Origin of the sequence: Acinetobacter sp. WC-743, assembly GCF_000335555.1 — a bacterium.
GTDB classification, from domain to species: Bacteria; Pseudomonadota; Gammaproteobacteria; order Pseudomonadales; family Moraxellaceae; genus Acinetobacter; species Acinetobacter bereziniae.
The window spans coordinates 48,554-68,911 of record NZ_AMFQ01000099.1; the positions used below are offsets into that span (position 1 = coordinate 48,554).

Here is a 20,358-nt window from a genome sequence, read left to right on the forward strand (position 1 = left end):
TATAAGAACTTTCATGAAAATCTAAAAATAAATTAAGTTATTTCAAGCAATAAGGCTTAATCTTAAAATAAACCATAATTATTTTATGTCTTTTCAAATAGATGTATTGCAAATATTTTTAATAAGATGTATTTTAAATACATCTTATTAAGCCAGATAAAAAAGGTCTAGCCAATGACTCCACAGCATATTGAACTTGTAAAATCTACAGTCCCTGTACTTCGTGAAAATGGTGTTGCATTAACCAGCTATTTTTATAAAAGAATGTTGGGTAATAATCCTGAGCTGAACAATATTTTCAACTTAGATAGTCAAAACTCAGGTCGCCAACCTCGTGCACTTGCAGCAGCAGTTTTGGCTTATGCTGAGAATATTGAAAATCCTGCTGTTTTAGCAAAAGCAGTTCAGCATATTGCGACCAAGCATGTTAGCTTAGATATTCAACCCGACCAGTATTCAATTGTCGGTGAAAATCTACTGCATTCTATTAGTGAAGTTTTAGATGTGCCGATGGACTCTGAATTGATTGCTGCATGGAAAGTGGCTTATCTACAATTGGCAGATATTTTGATTGGTGTTGAAAAGCAAAAATATGAAAACCTAGTTGCTCAAAATGGCGGTTGGGCAGGTTGGAGAGCATTTAAAATTATCTCAATTGAAGTATCTGAAAACGGTAAAACCTTTACAGTAGAAGCAGTAGATCAACAGACAGTTGCCCAGATTCATGGAGGCGAATTCATTTCAGTAAAAGTAAAAGTACCGCAAAAAGATATTGAGCAACCACATCAATACACTGTCCTTCAGGCGACTGAAAACACTTATCAATTTGCTGTAAAGCCTGAAGAAAATCACACTGAATATTCGGTATCCAATATATTATTGAATCACTATCAAGTGGGTGATCAAGTCAAATTGACTGCACCACAGGTAAAATAATACTCAATGATATTCTCCGTAATGTATGGTGCCTGATTAATCCATACATTACGATGCTTTGAATAGCTCAAAATCTCTACACTATCGTTGATCTTTTTGCGCTTTAACTTTTAAATCAATATTTATACACTGATACTTATATTGATGAAGCAGAGTTCAGATCATGCAACGTATCATATTGATTCTCAGTCTAAGCATTAGTTTGTTATCTTTTTCAGTGGCTAGCCATGCAACTGAAATAAAATCTTCTACGCAATGTAAAGATCAAGCAATCAAACAAGCCGCCAAACTTTTAGAGTTTCATTTTGGTCCAGATGATCGTATTGAAATTCAACCAGAGGTCAAAGCGCTTCCATCTATCGTCAACCCACGTAATAAAAAGCAAAGATTCGATGTATTAGAAGTCTGGGGCTACATATATAAAGGTCAGTATCGTATGCGCTTTGAGTATTATAGCCAAAGTGATTGCATACTCATGGGACAAGAGATCCTCGAATATGCCAATTTGTAGACAACATATCTTTCATTGTCTATTCACGCTAAGATAAACATGCAATCTGTTCATGTCCAATTAATTTAAATCTATGCAACTTAATAAATTTACCGACTATGCCTTACGTATTTTGATGTACATCTCTCTTCCAAGAGATACACCTTATACGATTGCCGAAATTGCACAAGACTTGAATGTTTCACAGAATCATTTGGTTAAAATTGTGCATTTTATGGGAAAACAGGACTGGTTAATTACCACGCGTGGTAAAGGTGGAGGTTTACGCTTAAACCCTGTAATTCTTGAGTTTCGATTAGGGCATATCGTGCGCATCCTGCAAGGTGATGCACAAATCGTAGAATGCAATACCCCACCATGCGTCCTTCGCCCTCGTTGCGGTTTAAAAGGTATTCTAGATCAGGCCGTTGAACAGTTTTATCAGAGTTTAGACCAATATACGGTTGCCGATGTTTTAAATGCCCCACCACAAACTACCATTGTTAACTCTCCTATTCCAAACTTGAATGTTTAAGCATTTGGATCTCAATTGAACTGTTTTAAAATTATTTTAATGTCTTCATTTAAATAAGCGCCTCAATCCCGTTTGAATTATCTGTGTCAAAATTCGCTTGAATCTTCGACTTCCTTTATAATGTCCCTTGTTTATCCATTTATTGAAGTTGAAGTATGCATCGCAGCAGTGGAAAGTCTAAAAATAGTAAGGCATCACATGCCCCTAAACAGAAAATCAGTTATGAAAAAAAGGCTGATCCTGCGATTTCGGAATACTCAACCTCATCTTTAAACTGGTTACGTAAAGCTGAATTCTTGATGAGTGCGCCAAAACTAAATCTTTGTGTAGAAGATACAGGTTATGAAATCGCCTTTGCGGGTCGCTCAAATGCAGGGAAATCCAGCGCTATCAATGCACTCACCAATCAAAAACAATTGGCACGCGCATCTAAGAAACCTGGTCGCACCCAAATGATTAACTTCTTTAGCTTGGGAAATCCAGACCAACGTTTAGTCGACTTACCGGGTTATGGTTATGCCGCTGTCCCTGAAGCAATGAAAATCGTTTGGCAAAAAGAACTTCAAAATTATTTGATTCATCGGAAAAGTTTACAAGGCTTAGTTTTATTGATGGATATTCGCCATCCTCTGCAACATTTTGATGTCATGATGTTGGAATGGGCATATTCTCGTCATTTGTTTGTACACGTTCTACTCACTAAAGCAGATAAGCTCAATCGTGGTCCTGCCAATAAAGCCTTGTTAGAAGTACAGCAACAACTGAAAAAGATGAAGCTGAACTTTTCGATTCAACTGTTCTCATCACTGAATAAACAAGGTTTAGAAGAACTCGCTTCTGTGATGGCAGGTCGTCTAAATTACACCTTAGATAAAACTTTAGGCTTTGATCTCGATGCGATTCCAGAACTCAGTGCTGACGACATCGAAGATGAGTTTATCGATCAAGATGCTGAAGCAGACCTTGATGTTGAAAATATTGATGGAAATATAAATGAAAAACCAGAGTAACAACTAAAAATCGTCTTGTCTGACAAAATTCATCACATATTGATACTTCAATGTCCTAAATTGCTAATAACTATTTAGGACATTTTTTTATACTTGAATAAATAAAGTGTGAAATCACCAAAGAAAAATTAGGACACTGTGATGAAGTTACTCGCTAAATTTAAAAACAGTCGGATTGGATCGTCTATTCAGTACCACATCAAACCACGTAAAGTGAAGTTTGAATGGCAAGACACACCAGTCGATTGGATTCCAAATCAGCCTTTTGTCAGCTACTTTATCAACGAGATCAACAATATTCTTCCTGCGGGTGAGTTTTGGTTTTGCCGTTTATACAACCGCGTTTTACCCAAAGTCACAGATGAAAAACTTGCAGAAGATGTTCGTGCTTTTATCCGCCAAGAAGCCATGCATGCACAAGCACATGTGTCAGCAAATAAAGAATACTTAACCGTTCGCCATATTGATATTCAAAGAAATCTTGAAATTATGGATTTCTTGTTTGGAAAGTTACTGGCAGATCAACCTCTTGGTTTCAAAGTTCCTAAAGTTCTTGATCATCAATGGGATTTGTTCCGTTTAGGTATTGTGGCAACTGTTGAACATATGACCTGTGTATTGGGTAAATATGCACTTTATAATAAAAAGTGGGCTGAATTAGGCGCAGATCCAAACATGCTCGATTTGGTCAAATGGCATGGTGCAGAAGAGATTGAACATCGCACAGTTGCATTTGATCTATATCGTCACTTAGGTGGTGGTTATATTTCACGTTATTATCAAAGTGTGATCGTGATTGCTGCCGTATTAGGTTTATGGGTAGATGGTGCTGCACACATCATGGGACAAGACCCACGTTTTGCAGACAAAAAGCCAGCATTCTATAAACCTTGGATTTGGCGTGAATGGGCAAGTATTGCACAATCTGACAATCGTTTAATGCCACACCCTCTTTGGTTGGTTTCACAGCAGTTGGGCTACTTAATGCCATGGTACGACCCTGTACATGAAGCTAAAACTGAAGATGCAATTGCGTATTTAGATCAATCGCCTGCTGCAAAACGCGCTTTGCCTAGAGTTGCAGCATAGGGACTGCTCAAGCCTAAATAGTACTGGAATCAAAAAAGCAGGATTTAAAGTCCTGCTTTTTATACTTAACACTTTAAAATAAGTGCATAACGCTTCTGTCTACACTCTGTACACTAAGATGAACTTTCCATATCTCGAGTATGTCGATCAACCACAACACTGATCATCATATCCCCTTGCACATTCACTACAGTACGCACCGTATCGAGAATTCGATCAATTGGTAATAAAATCGCAATCGCCTCAGCAGGCAAGCCCACAGACTGTAAGACCATAATCATGGTGACCATACCTGCGCTTGGGATTCCTGGCGCACCTAATGATGCAATCATCGCTGTCAAACACACAATAATTTGTTGGGTAATCGATAACTCCAACCCCATGAGGTTCGCAATAAACAGTGCAGCAGCAGCTTCATAAAGTGCGGTCCCATCCATGTTTAACTGCGAACCGAATGGAACGACAAAACCTGCAATTTGTGGACGTACCCCTAAATTCTCTTGGGTACATTTCAGACTTAAAGGCATTGTTGCTGAACTTGAACTGGTCGCAAAAGCCGTGATTAATGCCGCACGCGTTCCTTTGAAAAAAGTGATGGGATCCATTTTCCCAAAAATCCATAACAACAGCGGTAGAACCACCACGCCATGAAATATGGTTGTCCCAGTAACCACAATCGCAAACTCAGCAAGACGGCTCAAAATAGAGATGTCTTCTGTTGCAATCAGCTTTGCCATTAAGGCAAAAATACCAATTGGCGCAACTTTCATTACCCAACCAACCAACATCATCATAATGTCAAAAAATTGACGTGCCAGTTGTTTGATTGAATTAAAACGTTCTCCGCCCTGCACCAATGCTAAACCCAATAACAATGCAAACAGCACAACCGCCAAAACATTGCCATCGCTAAAAGCCTTAAAAGGATTAATTAAAGTGTTTTGAATAAAATTGGTCAGAAATGAACTGGGTGTTAATGAATCAGGGCTTTTATGCTGACTCATAGCATCTTTAAACAAGTCAATATCCACACCCTGCCCGACATGGAAAAAGTGAGTGGAGGCCAAGCCAAGAATCAAGGCTAAGGTGGTGGTGGTTACACAGCAAGCTAAGGTAATTTTCCAGACACGGCTTAACTGGCTACCTGCTTCTAAATTAGAAACCCCAACTAAAATTGAACTGAAAATTAGCGGTACCAACAGCATTTTGAGTAAGCCAATAAAAATACTACTGGCGATACTTAAAGCATAAATGCTACTGTCTAAAAACTGAGTATCAGGGAATTGGTTTAACAGAAATCCAAATGCCACACCAAGAATGGCGGCAATTAAAATTTGGGTATTTAAGCTCATCGTCATTGACTGTTATATATTTTCACATTTTAAACTATGCCATTGAAGTTATTTAGAATCGAGCATTTTTTTGTCACAAGCTCTGCTAAAAAATAGAAAAGCCATCAATGATGATGGCTTAATTGTTTATGGTTTAATCCTGAATGGTTTATTGGTTTATTGTGTTTCGATTTCACGTACACGCATCAGACCTTCCTGAACAGTACTACACACCAATTCACCATTTTGCCACATCCGTCCAAAGTTTAGACCGCGTGAATTTGCACTGACCGTTGCATCCATGTCATACAGCATCCAATCATCTGCTTTGACAGGCTTATGAAAGTAGATCGCATGATCAATACTCGCACACTGCAAACTTGGCGAGAGATAATTTAAACCGTGTGGACGCAATGCAGTCATCATCAAGGTATAATCTGAATAGAAGGCAACAATCGCCTGATTTAATGAAATATCATCTACCAATTCCGCAGCTAATGGCTCATGTGTACGCAAATAATGCGCATAGGATGGCGCTTCAGGTTGCGGTTGAAAAGGATTGGTCACATTAATCGGACGAATTTCTACCTGACGTGGACGCATAAATGCAGCACGAATGTTTTCAGGAATAAAACTGATTAAGTTTTCTTTTAATTCCTGTTCAGATTTTAATGATTCTGGATCTGGATATTCAGGTTCAGCAATTTGATAATTCAGCCCCTCTTCAGGTGTTGCAAATGAAACCATTGCTGAAAAAATAGTACGCCCATGTTGAATGGCACGCACTTGACGACTTAAAAAGCTTTTACCATCACGCAAACGATCCACTTCATAAATAATCGGGGCATTAATATCCCCACCATATAAGAAGTAGGCATGCAATGAATGTACAGGACGGTCCGCAGTATAGGATGCTGCTCGTAACGCTTGCCCTAAAACCTGTCCACCAAAAACACGTTTACCCACTAAGTTTCGGCTTTGACCACGGAAAATATGTTCTTCAAGTTTTTCTAGCGTTAAAAGCTCTACAAGCTCTTGGGTTAAAGCATTCATAAGTGACCTATCTATATACTGACTTTATTCAAATGGATAGAATAAAGTATTCATATTTTAGAGATTTAACTCTATTTTGCCATAAATCCAGAGTGATAAACTAAACTTTCATAAACTATGCTGTCACTTCTCTTGTCTAGCTGGATTGTTTAAAATACGATTTTTAACGATAAAATCTGACAAGAAATAGTGAATTTGTCAGAAAATGACATCCTGTTCTGTGCTTCAATTACAGAAACTTTTATTTTTATACGCTGTATTGCGTGATTCACCATTGGCTAGGAGTATTTATGTCCAAGAGTGGCTTTGGTCAAATGTATCGTCGACTTTCGAGTAAAATACTTGACCTTGTGGTAACCCCACATGTTCTTGGAGAGGTTCCTACAGAAACTCCAACGCTAGACCAGTCAACAGATCGCCCTGAAAATAATACATCAACACCTCAGAAAGTAGTGTGTTATGTATTACAGAATTACTCTAGAAGTAATGCTTTGGTCGTTGATGGTGAAACACGTCGTTTACAACTTGCGCCAGCCCTTGATCCACTAGTGATTGGTGCGAACCGTGAAAAAGCGGCGATTCTGTTTTTACAGCATCAGGATGAAAATAATTATTTTAACCCTCCTGAGCATGCATTTCCGCCACGTTTACTCAGATTGATTGAGTCTCTGGATCAAGATTCGAACTTAGACATTGAGCTGATTCCTGTGACAGTATTATGGGGACGTTCACCTGATAAAGAAGATTCTTGGTTTAAACTTTTGTTTACCGACACTTGGGCGACACCAAGTAAAGTCAAACAATTGATGAATATCGGCTTACATGGTCGTCAGTCCTTCTTAGAATTTCATGAAGCACAATCACTGCGTGGCTTAGTTGAACATGCAAAAATCCATCATCCCAACATTTCTCCAGCAACCTATATTGTCAATCAACTCAATGACTTTCTAGATCGCCAGCGAGAAGTTATCCTTGGACCAGATTTATCTGATCGCCGTAATGTGATGCAATCTTTGATCAAAGCACCAGATGTCCAAGATGCGATTCGCAAAGAAAGTGTTCGCTCTAAAATCAGTATGATTGATGCTGAACGTCGTGCCATCGGTTTTGTCAACGAAATTGCATCGGATTATTCCGCTTCGGCTGTACGCTTTGCCGATATGGCATTAACCCGTCTATGGACGCAACTTTACGATGGTGTTGAAGTACATAACTTCAATACAGTACGTGAATTGGTCAAAGACTATGAAGTGATTTATACCCCATGTCATCGCAGTCATATTGACTACTTGCTGTTGTCTTATGTGATTTATAAACGTGGTTTGATGGTGCCGTATATTGCCGCTGGTGATAACCTGAATATGCCATTTGTGGGGCAATTGCTTCGTGGTGGTGGTGCATTCTTTATTCGTCGCTCTTTCCGTGGTAATGCTTTATATACATCAGTGTTTAAAGAATATTTATTCAGCATTCTTTCTCGTAATACTCCACTTGAATACTTTATTGAAGGTGGGCGCTCTCGCACAGGACGCTTATTACCTCCTAAAACAGGGATGTTGGCAATGACGGTACATGGTCACTTACGTGGTCGTGCCAAACCGATTGTTTTCATTCCAACCTATGTGGGATATGAACGCTTGATGGAAGGCGCAACCTATGTGGGCGAAATGAATGGTAAACCCAAAGAGGCTGAATCCATTTGGGGGATTGTACAAACCCTGAAAAAAATTGAGCGTATTTTTGGTAAAGTACATGTTAACTTCGGCGAACCTGTGTTTTTAGACGACTTATTGAAACAGCATGGTGCAGATCAAATCCGCATTGAACACAATGATGCGCCGATCCCTCAAGAAGTATCCAATGCAGTCAACAGTTCTGCCAATGCCATTTTAGAAAATATTAACCGCGCTGTAGTGATCAATCCTGTTTCGCTGTTATCACTTATTTTATTGGCGACACCAAAACACACTTTGGATGAAGAAATCTGCATCAAACAACTGGATACTTATCGTAAGTTATTGACGGCAATTCCTTATGATCAACGCACTCAGGTGACACCACTTTCAGGTAAAGAAATCATTGCTTATGGCATGAAACTGAAATTGATTAAACGGGTTCAGCATGTACTGGGTGATATTATTGCGATTGAAGATAATCAAGCTATTTTACTGACCTACTTCCGCAATAATATTTTACACGCCTTTGTACTTCCATCATTGATTGCTGCTTTGGTCGAGCATAATGGTAAAATCAGCCAGACTGATCTGCTCAATGTGATTCGCACACTATACCCATTCTTAAAAGCTGAATTGTTTTTAAAATGGAAAGATCATGAAATCAAAGCTCAAGTGACTGAATATGTCGATGCTTTGGCACAAGCAAATTTAATTTTTGTCGATGATGAAGGCTTTATCTTTAGCCCTGCACCAAACTCTGAAGACCATAATCAACTTGCTGTTTTAGCTGCACCTGTTCGTCAAAGTCTTGAACGTTATTACATGACGCTTGCGCTTATTACTCAGCGTGGCTCTGGAAATATCTCAATTCGCCAAGTTGAAGAATTAAGTCATTTGGTTGGACAACGTTTATCCGTGTTGTATGAGTTCAATTCACCTGAGTTCTTTGATAAAGCTTTATTCCAAAGTTTTATGAAAGTGTTAATTGAACAAGGTTATATTAAAACCAACGAAGATCATGCAATCGTTTTTGATGAGCAGTTCAGAAATGTTGCGCAATATGCCAATTTGGTACTGGATGATGTGACCTTACAAATGCTTCACCACATTACCTCGTTTACCGATGAGGAGCTAAAAGAGGCGTTAGATGCTTTAGCTGCACAACAAGCCAAGAAGCGTTTAAAGCGCAAGAAAAAATAAATGTCACCCCCCTTCTTCCTTTAGGAGGAGGGGGATGATTAGCTACCTCTCTCCGATTAGGAAATGGGAAATTATAAAAATGTGAATATTTCTATCAAAGAATCTCTCTTTGTTCGGGTTACATTTATATTCATCACCTGCTGATCATCTTTATTCTTAGGCTTTATCACTTTCTTAATGTATTAATTTAAATCCTGTTGCCAACATTCGTTCTGCAACAATCCACATCCCTACTTCATTTACCCCCTCCAAAGCCGACTGAAATTTAATTATCTTTGGAACTTTCTAAATCAAGCTCAGATTTCAATCTTATTAATGCTGCTTGAGCATCTTCATCACCCTGCTCAGCAACTTCAGAATACAATTCAATTGCTACAGTTTTATCCTGAATTACGCCATTTCCTTTTTCATACATAGCTGCCAAATTATATTTAGCTGTAGTATTATTTCGGTCTATTGCTTTTAAATACCACTCTTTAGCTTTTACATAATCCTGACCTACACCACGCCCGGTATCATACATATCACCCACATTGTTTTGAGCATCAGCACTTCCCATATTTGCAGCTTTTATATAATATTCAAAAGCTTTTTTATAGTTTTGGGTCACACCTTTTCCATTATCGTACATCAATCCTAAAAGATTGTATGCTTCTGAGTAACCTTGCTTAGCTGCTTTATTTGACCACTCGAAAGCTTCATTATAATTTTGGTATTTTTCACCACTATCAAACAAGAGAAGAGCAAGTGAGTATTGCGCTTGAGGATATCCCTTATTAGCAGCTAATAGAAACCACTTTTTTGCTATATCAATGTCTTTATCGACTCCCATTCCATTTTTATAAATTAATCCTAATGCAATTTGAGCCATAAAATAATCTTGGTCAGCTGCGGCTTTATAGCTTTCATATGCTTTCGAATAATTTTGTTCAATGCCATATCCATTTAAATACATATTTCCTAAGTTAAATTGTGCGACTTTATCTCCTTGTTGAGCAGATTTTTCAATCCACTCAAATGCTTTAACTGAATCTCTAGGAACATAGATACCATTCTGATAAAATAAACCAAGTCGATTCTGGGCTTCTGCGTCTCCTGACAATGCTATTACTGTTATAAGAAAATTATCTGATTCATCTGCATAAACAATATCTGTCAAAATACATAAAAGTAGCCCTGTAATTAATTTTTTAATTTTCATTAAATATTAAACCTTAAATAAAATACGATATTATTTTATAAAATCACTAAAGCAATTTTAATATTCCAACTTAAATCCTAATTTATCAATCCTCTCCGCAAAAATTTTCTTTCCCGACTCCCGATCACTTTCTAAAGCCAACTCGGATAAATTCAATTCGCGCTGAAGATTTAAAATTTTTTCATGCAAAGGTTGCGGCTTATTATTTGTACAAATATATGATTTTTCAGGATGTTCCACGTGAAGTAAATGCGCTAAGAAATTGGCAAGATCATCAATATGGATTCGATTTGACCAATGAATATTTGGATAACTTCGAGTCGTTTCTGCAAGTTTTACCATTCTCATTGTAGACATGCCATAAATTCCTGTCGGTCGAACAATCACACATTCAACAGGGTAAGCCTGTCTCCACAATTGTTCCATTTCTAGCAGTAAATGACCTTGTTCATCACTCGGAATAATTACAGAATCATCGGTGATTACTTCACCCTGATTTTCTCCATACACCCGTGTAGATGACACCACGATGATACGTTTCACTGGATGATTTCTCAGTGCCTTGACGATGGGTTGCACAGAATCTACATAGGTGTGCTGATACATGTCTAGGGCATTGAGCGAAGTATTTCGAGAAGGTGCGAGTGCGACATAGACCGCATCCACAGCTTGAATATGTGACAAGTCGAGTGCATGAATATCCTGCATCAAGTGCTGAGCAAAATCATCCGCTTTCGGGCTACGGCTAACTGTGGTAATTTGGTGATCTTGCTGAAATAATTGTTTAGCAACACGTTGTGATGTTTTACCATAACCTACAAATAGAATATGCATGACACGACCTATTCTTCAAAATCAATCAAACTTAAGCTGAGGGGACATGGCAGCAGTTCATCAATTACAAGGGGTTGGCAATGCTGCAGCTGCCTTACTTGAAAAACTGAATATTTTTACAACAGATGACTTGCTGTTTCATTTGCCACGGGATTATGAGGATCGTAGCACGATCATTGCCATGAACCAATTACAGGTAGGTCGGAGTTACTTGTTAGAAGGTGTTGTTAAATCTATCGACATGCCACCTGGTAAACGTAAATCCATGGCGATTTTATTACAAGATGACTTTGGCAAAGTCACGCTACGCTTTTACCATGTTTATAAAGCTTTAACTGATCGAGCGAAAGCAGGCAATCGCTTAAGAATATTTGGTGAAGTGCGGGTTGGTGCACGTGGGTTAGAACTTTATCACCCAGAAATACAACTGATTACCGAACATACACCGCTTCCTAAAACACAATTAACGGCAATCTATCCCGCTACAGAAGGTTTAACCCAGCCAAAATTACGTGAATATGTCAAACAGGCACTGAATCAACATGCAGATGAGCTTCCTGAATTATTGCCAGAAAAATTCACCAATGGTTTTGCGCTCAAAGAAGCACTGGAATATATCCATCACCCTCCCGTCAATGCCAACATGCTACAGCTTGCGCAAGGTGCTCATCCTGCTCAACAACGTCTGATTTTTGAAGAACTGGTTGCACACCAAATTAGTTTGCTCACTCGACGGGCATATATTCAACAAATTGCAGCCCCATCTTTTTCGCCAAGCAAAAAATTTGCCAAAGCCCTGTTGGCAAGTTTGCCCTTTGAAATGACCGATGCGCAAAAACGTGTATCGAATGAAATCGCCAAAGACCTGAAACAAAATAAACCGATGTTACGCCTTGTACAAGGTGATGTGGGTGCAGGTAAAACATTGGTTGCAGGTGTTGCTGCTTGTCATGCTTTGGAAGAAGGTTGGCAAGTTGCACTGATGGCACCGACTGAAATCCTAGCAGAACAGCATTATTTAAACTTTAAAAAGTGGTTTGAACCTTTAGGCTTAAATGTTTCTTGGCTCTCAGGCAAACAAAAAGGTAAAGCACGTACAGCAGCTGAGCAGACCATTAAGGATGGAACAGCCAATGTTATTGTAGGTACCCATGCTTTATTTCAGGACAATGTTGAATTTGCCAAATTAGGCTTAGTGATTATTGATGAGCAACATCGTTTTGGTGTAGATCAACGTCTGGCGCTACGCAATAAGGGCGTGGATAACACCACTCCTCATCAACTGGTCATGACAGCCACCCCGATCCCTCGCACACTGGCAATGTCTGCCTATGGTGATTTAGATACCTCTGTCATTGATGAACTTCCACCAGGACGAACACCGATTCAGACCGTCACGATTCCACTTGATCGACGTGAAGAAGTATTAACAAGAATTGCCACCAATTGTGCTGAGGGTAAACAGGCGTACTGGGTCTGTACACTGGTTGAACAATCTGAAACCTTGGATGCACAAGCAGCAGAAGCAACTTATCAAGAAATTAAACAACGCTTTCCAAACCTCAATATCGGTTTAGTGCATGGCAAAATGAAAGCTGACGACAAACAAACTGTAATGCAGCAATTCAAAGACAATGAATTACAACTTTTAATTGCCACTACAGTGATTGAAGTGGGTGTCGATGTGCCCAATGCTTCGATTATGGTGATTGAAAATGCTGAACGGCTTGGGCTTTCACAACTCCATCAATTACGTGGACGTGTAGGACGTGGTGCAACAGCAAGTTTCTGTGCACTGCTTTATAAAAACCCACTGTCTCAAAATGGACAAGAACGGTTAAGAATTATGCGTGAAACCAATGATGGATTCATCATTGCCGAAAAAGATTTAGAAATCAGAGGTCCTGGAGAATTACTGGGAACAAAACAGACTGGAGATATGGGATTTAGGGTTGCCAAACTTGAACGAGATGACCATTTGCTCAATCAAGCGCATTATGTGGCCGCCCAAGTACTTAAAGATTTTCCAGAAAGCGCAGAAGCATTACTCAAACGTTGGCTCCCTGAAGCACCGCGATATGCTTATGTTTAACATAACGAAAATAGAATGATTTAGGCTTTCGACTACACTAGGATTTTGCAATACAATTTTCACAATCGTGATGATTTATCGTCTTCATGGATGTCGTCAAATGAAAAGCTTTTATTTGAAATTGCTGATATGAATGGATCATCGCTGAAGCTTGATCAAATAAAGATTAGAAAACATGCTCCAATTTATCCATCAACTGCTCCATAAAGGCGTTCAATGTATTTCTCCATGCTTACTGTGCGGCATTGACCAACAACAAGCTCACTCCTTATGTCAAGACTGTTGGAATCAACTCCCTTGGTACAAACAATCCATAGAGCGACATGAACAACAAATACTTTGCGCACATCACTATGATTTCCCAATTGATCGCATCATTCAAACTTATAAATATGAGCAACAATTACAATATCAAAACGTGCTTGCACATAGTTTATTGAACTTAAGATTTTCCAGAGTTCAAGCGATTGTTCCCATGCCCATTTCAACCGAGCGCCTTAAAGAACGGGGTTACAACCAAATGTTGATTGTGGCTAAAATTATGGCAAAACAATTAAAAATTCCTTTTTGGCAACCCGTGGTTCGACAAGCTCAACATTCACAAAAAGGCTTAAGTCGAGTTGAACGACTGGAAAATATTGAGCATCAATTTCGAACCATTCAATCCGAAAAGAGAAAATATAAAAAAGTATTGATTGTGGATGATGTGGTCACAACAGGAAGTTCAATTCATGCCCTCACCCAAGCTTTACAACGCATGGGCTGTCAGCAGATTTCCAGTCTTTGTATTGCAGCAGCACATCCATCTATGAAATGATCATTGCAATGATTTAAAGAATAATGCTTGTTAAATTCATTTGACTTAGCTTAAAAAATTTTCCTTACACCAAGGGATCACCACTTCTCTTGTTAAGGGTGCCAATAACGTCTGTTGATCGTCTAAATCAATCCACTTCATTTCAGCAATTTCTGCATCAATTTTCGGTGCATCAGGTAAATTAACTTGATAGACATAACTCACCAACTGATGCCCTGCCTCATTCGCAGCTGAAGTTTCAAATCGACCAATATAGTGTTTAATCTCAGCTTGAACACCTATTTCCTCTGCGATTTCACGTAACATGGTCTGTTCAGGTGCTTCATTGGGTTCCAACTTCCCACCAACTTGCATAAAAAACTGTGTATTCTTTTTTCGTACCAGTAATAATTGATTTTGATTATTTAAAATCACAGCGGCAGCTACAGTAATTACATTCATCATTCTAAGGAACATTAAAAAACACAATATATTGTGACATTAATAAAATTAAAAACAATATATTGTGTTTTAAAAATTAGCGAAACAAACTGAATAAAGCACTAACCAGTAAATTAAGTTTTAATCTAATTTTACCAATTCCTCGCGCTCTTTAACGCCCCACTTTGGTTCTGGTGCTTGATAGGCTTTAAACTGAGCCAAAATATCCTCAATTGATGCAGAATGAATCAATTGGTTTGTAAATCTCGCCTTAGAAAATCCTTTGTCTGTGGTCAACTGTATAAATTTCAACAAATCATCATAAAACCCTTCAACATTTAAAAATGCACATGGTTTTAAATGAATGCCGAGTTGCGCCCAAGTCCATTGTTCAAAAATTTCCTCAATCGTCCCAGCACCGCCTGGTAATGCAATAAAGCCATCAGACAATTCAGACATTTTTGTTTTACGTTCATGCATATTTTTCACAATATGAAGTTCAGTGAGCCCGGGATGTGCCAGCTCACGATCCACAAGACCTTGAGGAATCACACCAATTACCTGACCACCTGCCGCCAATGCGCTGTCAGCGACGATCCCCATTAAGCCTGAACGCCCACCACCATAAACCAATGTTTGACCATGCTTGGCGATAGTTTCACCAGTCAGTTGTGCAACATCAGCAAAAATCTGATCTGTACCTAAAGATGAACCACAAAAAATAGCAATAGAATTCATAAATTTAACCTAATTTTAATTTAGTCATGCTAAAAATATAGACGAACAATAAAGATTTTTTTTACAAAAGAGCGTTGTAAGCAGTGTTTTTCCTAAAATCCTTGTCTAAAATACACACATCAAATTGACACCACACTGCGCAAGGGAGAAAAGACACAATGCTTGAAGCCTTTTACGCCACTGAGCGCGGTAGCTTAGAAGATGCAACCATTAATGGTGGATTCGACCTACATCCTGAATTGGTTTGGGTTGATCTTATTGCACCTTCACAAGAAGAACAAGAATGGGTTTTAGATGCCTATGAGCAAAACTTACCAACCCTCAAATCTTTAGAAGACATTTCATCTTCTGCACGATTTTACCGTGATGATGATGGCATTCTACATATCAGTACGTATTTTTTAACAAAAAATAAAAATTACCAAGTTGAGGGTGATCCAGAAGACACCTCGAATATGCTGGCAAATGTACAAACCGTTGCTTTTATCTTGCATAAAGAGCGTTTATTTACTTTGCGCGGAGAGAAACTGGTTGCCTTTCGCGCCTTCCGTGCACGTGCTCGACGTAATGATTATGAAATCGACTATAAAGATCCAACTTGGATTCTTCTCGGTTTACTCGAAGCGAAACTTGATGAGCTTGCGGATATTTTGGAAGATATCCACAGAGATTTAGAACTATACTCTACTGAAGTCCTCAACGTACGTCATCGTGAGATGATTCTCGACCTTGATGACATGATTACACGTCTTGCACAGAAAGAAGACATGCTTGGAAAGGCACAGCTCTGTTTAATTGATTTACGCCGTGTTCTCACCTTCTTATCGCGTCCTCGTGCATTGGGTAGTCATATTTATGATGCTGATATCCGAGAGTTAAGCGAAGACGTACGTTCTCTTGTCGAACATGATGCCTTCCTGTTTCAAAAAGTCCGCTTCTTACTCGACACGACTTCTGGATTCATTAACACAGAACAGAACGATACGATTCGTCGATTCTCGATTTTACCCAGCATGCTTGCACCACCCATGTTGATCGCCAGCATCTATGGAATGAACACTGAAATTCTTCCTTTTGCGCATGGGCATTGGAGTTTCTACGTTGTTATTTCATTGTTGATCGCATTTTTTGTTGGTCCATTGGCTTACTTTAGATGGAAAAAATGGATCTAAAACTAGTGGGTTATATGACTTTTTCAGCATAAGCGATGAATTTTTTAATCAGTATTTTAGGACACAAAGTTCAATTCAATAAAAAAGCACCTGATGGTGCTTTTTTATTGAGAAGTGATTTAAATCAATTTCAAATCATCTTGCAAATGACAAGCCTGAATGATTTTCATCATTTTTTCTGGCACTGCTTTAAATTGTAACCCTTGTAAATCAGGGGTTTGACGCAGCCATTGTACAAAGACAGACAGTGCAAGCGTACTACCATGTTCAAGCTGAGACAGATTTACCGTCAATGGAAAGTTTTTCTCACTTTGAATAACTTTCAAGCCATTTAAATAATAACTTTCCGCATTTTCATAAGCAATTTTACCACTGACATATAATTCCTGATTCTTAAATTCAATCACTTGCTTACACCTATCTTAGCTCAATGAGATACGCTTATTTTTTTACAGCAGCATCTGCATCTGGTTTAAATGTCGCAATGGCTTTATCGATATTACCGCCATTACGTTGCACATTTGCCGCAAATTGATTACGGAATTGCAAACCTAGATCAATACCAGACACATTTAAATTACGCACTTTCCATTGGCTACCTGCATCAGATAATTGGAAAGAAACTGGAATTTTTTCACCGTTGTTATTGAAATCAATCGTCACAACAGGGAATTTGCTATTGGTCGCTTTATAAGGACGCATTGTATAGGTCTGGTTTGAATACTTCGCAAAAGCACTACCATAGTTTTCAATCAAGGTATTACGGAAGTTTTGTTCAAATTGAGCACGTTGCGCTGGTGTACTGCTATTGGCATAAGTCCCCATCACGATACGTGTAAAAGCTTGACCATCTACAAACGGATCAAGATTCTGACGGACAATCGCTTTCACCGCAGCTGGATTATTTTGTAATTTACCATGCTCTGCTTTTAGGCGTGAAATCAAACCATCAGCAACACGTTTAACAAAGGCAGGCGGTGCTTCCGCTGGCGCAGCTTGAACAGCTGTAGCGACCATCGTAGCCAAAACACTTGCAGTCAAAGTTTGTTTTAATAACATATTCATTTCAATAACTCCTCTAATGCTTATTCAACGAATGAAGTTTGAGCATCAGTTGTTTCAGTGGATGCAGATGTGTCTTTAGCATCTGATGCGCCAGTCGATGTCTTTCCAGCACCACCCGTAATAAATTTGGTAATCAAATCTTCTAGATCCATCGTACCTTGTGTATTGGCAATACTTTCACCGCGTTTAATATAGTTTATGCCGCCACCAGGAACGATTTTCAAATATTTTTCGCCTAAAAGACCATTGGTTGCGACCATTATGTAAGCATCTTCATCAATATTTGTGATGGATTTCATGTTACTTAAAAGTTGCGTTTCCATTTCTTTTTGTTTCTCAGGCGTAGCTGCCTGATAATCTGCACTGTAATGCAAATCACCTAAAGCATTTTCTTTGACTTTTTTCAGCTGCTCAGCATTAAACGTCGTCAATGAACCATCTAAATCAAATTTAACTGTCGCTTGACGGGTCACTGGATCAAGTGTAATTGCATCAACTTGACCAATTTTAACACCACTCATTGTAACTTTTGCACGTGGTTTTAAACCATTCACATTGTCAAATGTTGCAGTCATTTCATAACTGTCTTTTAAGTTTGTGCCGACCAAGCCACTCACTTTCATTGCTAAAAAGAATAGAGCGATACCAAAGATGATGACAAAAACACCTACGGTCAACTCACTAGTACGTGATTTCATTAAACACCTCCGAACATGACCGCAGTCAACACGAAATCAAAACCTAAAACACATAGTGATGAATACACAACAGTACGTGTTGTAGATGTTGCGATTCCCTCAGATGTTGGTTCACAGGCATAGCCTTGATACACCGCAATCCAAGTACAAATTAAAGCAAAGACTAAACTTTTGATGATGGTGCCGTTAAAGACATCTTTCATAAACTGGGTGCTGCTTAAAATGCCACTCCAATACGAACCTTCGTCTGCACCTAGAAAATCCACTCCAACCATTTTCCCGCCCATAATGCCGATTGCGGCGAAAATGACAGAAAGCATTGGTAAACTCACAATACCTGCCCATAAACGTGGTGAAATTACACGTTTCAAAGGATCAACACCGATCATTTCCATACTGGATAATTGTTCTGTGGCTTTCATCAAGCCTATTTCAGCAGTCAAAGCAGAACCTGCACGACCTGCAAAAAGTAAGGCAGCGACCACGGGTGCAAGCTCACGCAACAACGTCAAAGCTACAGCAGCGCCTAGCATCGCCTCACTACCAAAAGTCACCAAAATGTTATACATCTGTAGACCTAGAACTGCACCGATAAATAAACCAGATACAGCAATAATCAACAAAGATAAAACACCGACACGATACATTTGATAAATGAACAGCTTTACACCCAGTATTGTGGGAAGCGAAAATAAGATTCGCAACAACATCAGCATTGCTACACCAATGCCTTGAACACGTTCTAGAACGCGTCTACCTAATAAGGCAATAGCATTCATGAACTCACCTCATTGCTTAAATAAGCTTGATGGCTAAATTGATAATCCACAGGTCCTTCAACAGATCCTGTTAAAAATTGCTGCACAAATGGAGAAGCATGTTGTTTTAATTGCTCAGGCGTGCCTTCACCTTGTACTTTGCCTTCTGCCACCACATAAATATAGTCAGCGATAGACAATGTTTCATCCACATCATGTGAAACAATAATCGTGGTGAGATCTAGTGCCTCTCGTAATGAACGAATTAAACGCGTTAAAACGCCCATCACAATCGGATCTTGTCCAGCAAAAGGTTCATCATACATGATCAAATCTGGATCAAGCGCAATGGCGCGTGCCAGAGCAACACGTCGATTCATCCCACCTGAAAGCTCAGCAGGCATAAGTTTTTCAGCACCACGCAAACCGACTGACTCTAGTTTAAGCGCGACTAATTCTGCAATTAAATTTTCGGGTAAATGTGTATGTGCGCGAATTGGAAATGCGACATTTTCATAGACCGTCATATCTGTAAATAATGCACCACTTTGGAAAAGCATCCCCATACGTGCGCGAGCAGAAAAAAGCTCACTACGTGACATTGACGCAATGTTTTTTCCATCAAGTAATACTTGCCCCTCATCAGGGCTTAGCTGACCACCAATCAAACGCAATAAGGTCGTCTTACCCGTACCTGATGGACCCATGATTGCAGTAATTTGCCCACGACGAATTTTTAAATCCACGTTGTCGTAAATTACACGCTCACCACGGTTAAAACTTAAATTTTTGACTTCAATTAAAGCTTCAGCTTCGGAATGGCTTTGCTTATTCATAGCTGAACATTTTCCTGCATTTACCAGCTCAGATACTATACTCTGAAATATCTGTATTTTTTGTAATTAAAAGATAAAACTACGGCTTTAAACTCATATGTATTGTTTAAATAATATCATTTAAATCAAATGCATTGTTTTTTTACTTCTAAATTGCAGTGTTTTAATTGTACAACGCCAGCTTATTTGAAAATGAAGCTATAAAAGAAATAACCTACATTGGAAATTAATAAAGCTGAAAACATGTATAACATAATTGCCTCAAAAAAACTCATCGCCTTCATTTCAGACTCAATATCTCACAGAATAGAACAACCTAACTGTTTTATTAAATAAATTGAACTGCATCACATTTTATTTTACCAAATACTTTTCAACTTGCAATAAAAAACCAGCCGAATGGCTGG

20 protein-coding genes are annotated in these 20,358 nt (G+C 38.8%); 9 read left to right on the top strand and 11 right to left on the bottom strand.

Annotated elements, in window-relative coordinates:
• Positions 1-174: 174 nt before the first annotated feature.
• The 5 genes from ACINWC743_RS15145 to ACINWC743_RS15165 all read left to right on the top strand — a co-directional run bounded on the left by ACINWC743_RS15145 (position 175) and on the right by ACINWC743_RS15165 (position 4,060).
• Positions 175-936, top strand: coding sequence for a globin domain-containing protein (locus tag ACINWC743_RS15145; RefSeq protein ID WP_009586035.1), 762 nt, complete (start codon positions 175-177; stop codon positions 934-936).
• Between the two features lie 163 nt (positions 937-1,099).
• Positions 1,100-1,447, top strand: a complete 348-nt coding sequence (locus tag ACINWC743_RS15150) for a hypothetical protein (RefSeq protein WP_009586041.1) — start codon at positions 1,100-1,102, stop codon at positions 1,445-1,447.
• Positions 1,448-1,520: 73 nt separating this feature from the next.
• Positions 1,521-1,961, top strand: coding sequence for an RrF2 family transcriptional regulator (locus ACINWC743_RS15155; RefSeq protein ID WP_004825199.1), 441 nt, complete (start codon positions 1,521-1,523; stop codon positions 1,959-1,961).
• A gap of 155 nt (positions 1,962-2,116) precedes the next feature.
• Positions 2,117-2,971, top strand: coding sequence for a ribosome biogenesis GTP-binding protein YihA/YsxC (yihA, locus tag ACINWC743_RS15160; protein WP_009586026.1), 855 nt, complete (start codon positions 2,117-2,119; stop codon positions 2,969-2,971).
• Between the two features lie 141 nt (positions 2,972-3,112).
• Positions 3,113-4,060, top strand: a complete 948-nt coding sequence (locus tag ACINWC743_RS15165) for a metal-dependent hydrolase (protein WP_004825204.1) — start codon at positions 3,113-3,115, stop codon at positions 4,058-4,060.
• 113 nt (positions 4,061-4,173) lie between these two features.
• Here the strand turns inward: ACINWC743_RS15165 and ACINWC743_RS15170 are convergent, their stop codons facing one another.
• Both ACINWC743_RS15170 and ACINWC743_RS15175 read right to left on the bottom strand, forming a co-directional pair.
• Positions 4,174-5,412, bottom strand: coding sequence for a dicarboxylate/amino acid:cation symporter (locus tag ACINWC743_RS15170; protein WP_009586025.1), 1,239 nt, complete (start codon positions 5,410-5,412; stop codon positions 4,174-4,176).
• Between the two features lie 156 nt (positions 5,413-5,568).
• Entirely contained in the window at positions 5,569-6,444 is an 876-nt protein-coding gene (locus ACINWC743_RS15175) for an acyl-CoA thioesterase (RefSeq protein ID WP_005034152.1), read from the bottom strand.
• Positions 6,445-6,734: 290 nt separating this feature from the next.
• Here ACINWC743_RS15175 and plsB point away from each other — a divergent pair, with 290 nt between their 5' ends.
• Entirely contained in the window at positions 6,735-9,320 is a 2,586-nt protein-coding gene (gene plsB / locus ACINWC743_RS15180) for a glycerol-3-phosphate 1-O-acyltransferase PlsB (protein ID WP_009586070.1), read from the top strand.
• 265 nt (positions 9,321-9,585) lie between these two features.
• Here plsB and ACINWC743_RS15185 read toward each other — a convergent pair whose 3' ends face one another.
• Together ACINWC743_RS15185 and ACINWC743_RS15190 are read right to left on the bottom strand one after the other, a co-directional pair.
• Entirely contained in the window at positions 9,586-10,521 is a 936-nt protein-coding gene (locus ACINWC743_RS15185) for an SEL1-like repeat protein (RefSeq protein WP_009586066.1), read from the bottom strand.
• Between the two features lie 57 nt (positions 10,522-10,578).
• Entirely contained in the window at positions 10,579-11,355 is a 777-nt protein-coding gene (locus ACINWC743_RS15190; protein WP_009586068.1) for an NAD(P)H-binding protein, read from the bottom strand.
• A 46-nt stretch (positions 11,356-11,401) separates the two neighbouring features.
• Between ACINWC743_RS15190 and recG the strand changes: the two genes are divergently transcribed.
• Both recG and ACINWC743_RS15200 read left to right on the top strand, forming a co-directional pair.
• Positions 11,402-13,447: an ATP-dependent DNA helicase RecG gene (recG, locus tag ACINWC743_RS15195; protein WP_009586064.1), complete on the top strand. Its 2,046-nt coding sequence runs from the start codon at positions 11,402-11,404 to the stop codon at positions 13,445-13,447.
• Positions 13,448-13,622: 175 nt separating this feature from the next.
• A complete protein-coding gene (locus ACINWC743_RS15200; protein ID WP_035301266.1) occupies positions 13,623-14,264 on the top strand; it encodes a ComF family protein in 642 nt (213 codons plus the stop codon).
• Positions 14,265-14,309: 45 nt separating this feature from the next.
• Here the strand turns inward: ACINWC743_RS15200 and ACINWC743_RS15205 are convergent, their stop codons facing one another.
• The gene (locus ACINWC743_RS15205; protein ID WP_010590771.1) at positions 14,310-14,705 is read right to left on the bottom strand and encodes an NUDIX hydrolase; all 396 of its coding nucleotides are present in this window, start codon (positions 14,703-14,705) and stop codon (positions 14,310-14,312) included.
• A 120-nt stretch (positions 14,706-14,825) separates the two neighbouring features.
• Entirely contained in the window at positions 14,826-15,422 is a 597-nt protein-coding gene (locus ACINWC743_RS15210; RefSeq protein WP_009586053.1) for a TIGR00730 family Rossman fold protein, read from the bottom strand.
• A 158-nt stretch (positions 15,423-15,580) separates the two neighbouring features.
• Between ACINWC743_RS15210 and ACINWC743_RS15215 the strand changes: the two genes are divergently transcribed.
• Positions 15,581-16,594: a magnesium and cobalt transport protein CorA gene (locus ACINWC743_RS15215; RefSeq protein WP_004825220.1), complete on the top strand. Its 1,014-nt coding sequence runs from the start codon at positions 15,581-15,583 to the stop codon at positions 16,592-16,594.
• Positions 16,595-16,713: 119 nt separating this feature from the next.
• Here the strand turns inward: ACINWC743_RS15215 and ACINWC743_RS15220 are convergent, their stop codons facing one another.
• From ACINWC743_RS15220 to ACINWC743_RS15240, 5 genes are read right to left on the bottom strand one after another with little or no spacing between them, the layout of a single operon-like run.
• Positions 16,714-17,001, bottom strand: a complete 288-nt coding sequence (locus tag ACINWC743_RS15220) for a hypothetical protein (RefSeq protein WP_004825222.1) — start codon at positions 16,999-17,001, stop codon at positions 16,714-16,716.
• Between the two features lie 34 nt (positions 17,002-17,035).
• Positions 17,036-17,659 carry an MlaC/ttg2D family ABC transporter substrate-binding protein gene (locus tag ACINWC743_RS15225; protein ID WP_004825224.1) on the bottom strand — a complete coding sequence of 208 codons (624 nt, stop codon included), beginning with the start codon at positions 17,657-17,659 and terminating at the stop codon, positions 17,036-17,038.
• Positions 17,660-17,679: 20 nt separating this feature from the next.
• On the bottom strand, positions 17,680-18,357 hold the full coding sequence (locus tag ACINWC743_RS15230) for an outer membrane lipid asymmetry maintenance protein MlaD (protein WP_004825227.1): 678 nt from the start codon (positions 18,355-18,357) through the stop codon (positions 17,680-17,682).
• Complete coding sequence (mlaE, locus tag ACINWC743_RS15235) at positions 18,357-19,136, bottom strand: lipid asymmetry maintenance ABC transporter permease subunit MlaE (protein ID WP_004725633.1); 780 nt, start codon at positions 19,134-19,136, stop codon at positions 18,357-18,359. Before mlaE ends, ACINWC743_RS15230 begins: the two co-directional genes overlap by 1 nt.
• Positions 19,133-19,951 carry an ABC transporter ATP-binding protein gene (locus ACINWC743_RS15240; RefSeq protein WP_004825229.1) on the bottom strand — a complete coding sequence of 273 codons (819 nt, stop codon included), beginning with the start codon at positions 19,949-19,951 and terminating at the stop codon, positions 19,133-19,135. The genes mlaE and ACINWC743_RS15240 overlap by 4 nt, the downstream gene beginning before the upstream one ends.
• Positions 19,952-20,358: the final 407 nt, after the last annotated feature.

What these genes read in the sequence shown, in the direction of transcription:
- ACINWC743_RS15145 (WP_009586035.1), top strand. Translation starts at nt 175, where the DNA reads ATGACTCCACAGCATATTGAACTTGTAAAATCTACAGTCCCTGTACTT.
- ACINWC743_RS15150 (WP_009586041.1), top strand. Translation starts at nt 1,100, where the DNA reads ATGCAACGTATCATATTGATTCTCAGTCTAAGCATTAGTTTGTTATCT.
- ACINWC743_RS15155 (WP_004825199.1), top strand. Translation starts at nt 1,521, where the DNA reads ATGCAACTTAATAAATTTACCGACTATGCCTTACGTATTTTGATGTAC.
- yihA (WP_009586026.1), top strand. Translation starts at nt 2,117, where the DNA reads ATGCATCGCAGCAGTGGAAAGTCTAAAAATAGTAAGGCATCACATGCC.
- ACINWC743_RS15165 (WP_004825204.1), top strand. Translation starts at nt 3,113, where the DNA reads ATGAAGTTACTCGCTAAATTTAAAAACAGTCGGATTGGATCGTCTATT.
- ACINWC743_RS15170 (WP_009586025.1), bottom strand. Translation starts at nt 5,412, where the DNA reads ATGAGCTTAAATACCCAAATTTTAATTGCCGCCATTCTTGGTGTGGCA.
- ACINWC743_RS15175 (WP_005034152.1), bottom strand. Translation starts at nt 6,444, where the DNA reads ATGAATGCTTTAACCCAAGAGCTTGTAGAGCTTTTAACGCTAGAAAAA.
- plsB (WP_009586070.1), top strand. Translation starts at nt 6,735, where the DNA reads ATGTCCAAGAGTGGCTTTGGTCAAATGTATCGTCGACTTTCGAGTAAA.
- ACINWC743_RS15185 (WP_009586066.1), bottom strand. Translation starts at nt 10,521, where the DNA reads ATGAAAATTAAAAAATTAATTACAGGGCTACTTTTATGTATTTTGACA.
- ACINWC743_RS15190 (WP_009586068.1), bottom strand. Translation starts at nt 11,355, where the DNA reads ATGCATATTCTATTTGTAGGTTATGGTAAAACATCACAACGTGTTGCT.
- recG (WP_009586064.1), top strand. Translation starts at nt 11,402, where the DNA reads ATGGCAGCAGTTCATCAATTACAAGGGGTTGGCAATGCTGCAGCTGCC.
- ACINWC743_RS15200 (WP_035301266.1), top strand. Translation starts at nt 13,623, where the DNA reads ATGCTCCAATTTATCCATCAACTGCTCCATAAAGGCGTTCAATGTATT.
- ACINWC743_RS15205 (WP_010590771.1), bottom strand. Translation starts at nt 14,705, where the DNA reads ATGAATGTAATTACTGTAGCTGCCGCTGTGATTTTAAATAATCAAAAT.
- ACINWC743_RS15210 (WP_009586053.1), bottom strand. Translation starts at nt 15,422, where the DNA reads ATGAATTCTATTGCTATTTTTTGTGGTTCATCTTTAGGTACAGATCAG.
- ACINWC743_RS15215 (WP_004825220.1), top strand. Translation starts at nt 15,581, where the DNA reads ATGCTTGAAGCCTTTTACGCCACTGAGCGCGGTAGCTTAGAAGATGCA.
- ACINWC743_RS15225 (WP_004825224.1), bottom strand. Translation starts at nt 17,659, where the DNA reads ATGAATATGTTATTAAAACAAACTTTGACTGCAAGTGTTTTGGCTACG.
- ACINWC743_RS15230 (WP_004825227.1), bottom strand. Translation starts at nt 18,357, where the DNA reads ATGAAATCACGTACTAGTGAGTTGACCGTAGGTGTTTTTGTCATCATC.
- mlaE (WP_004725633.1), bottom strand. Translation starts at nt 19,136, where the DNA reads ATGAATGCTATTGCCTTATTAGGTAGACGCGTTCTAGAACGTGTTCAA.
- ACINWC743_RS15240 (WP_004825229.1), bottom strand. Translation starts at nt 19,951, where the DNA reads ATGAATAAGCAAAGCCATTCCGAAGCTGAAGCTTTAATTGAAGTCAAA.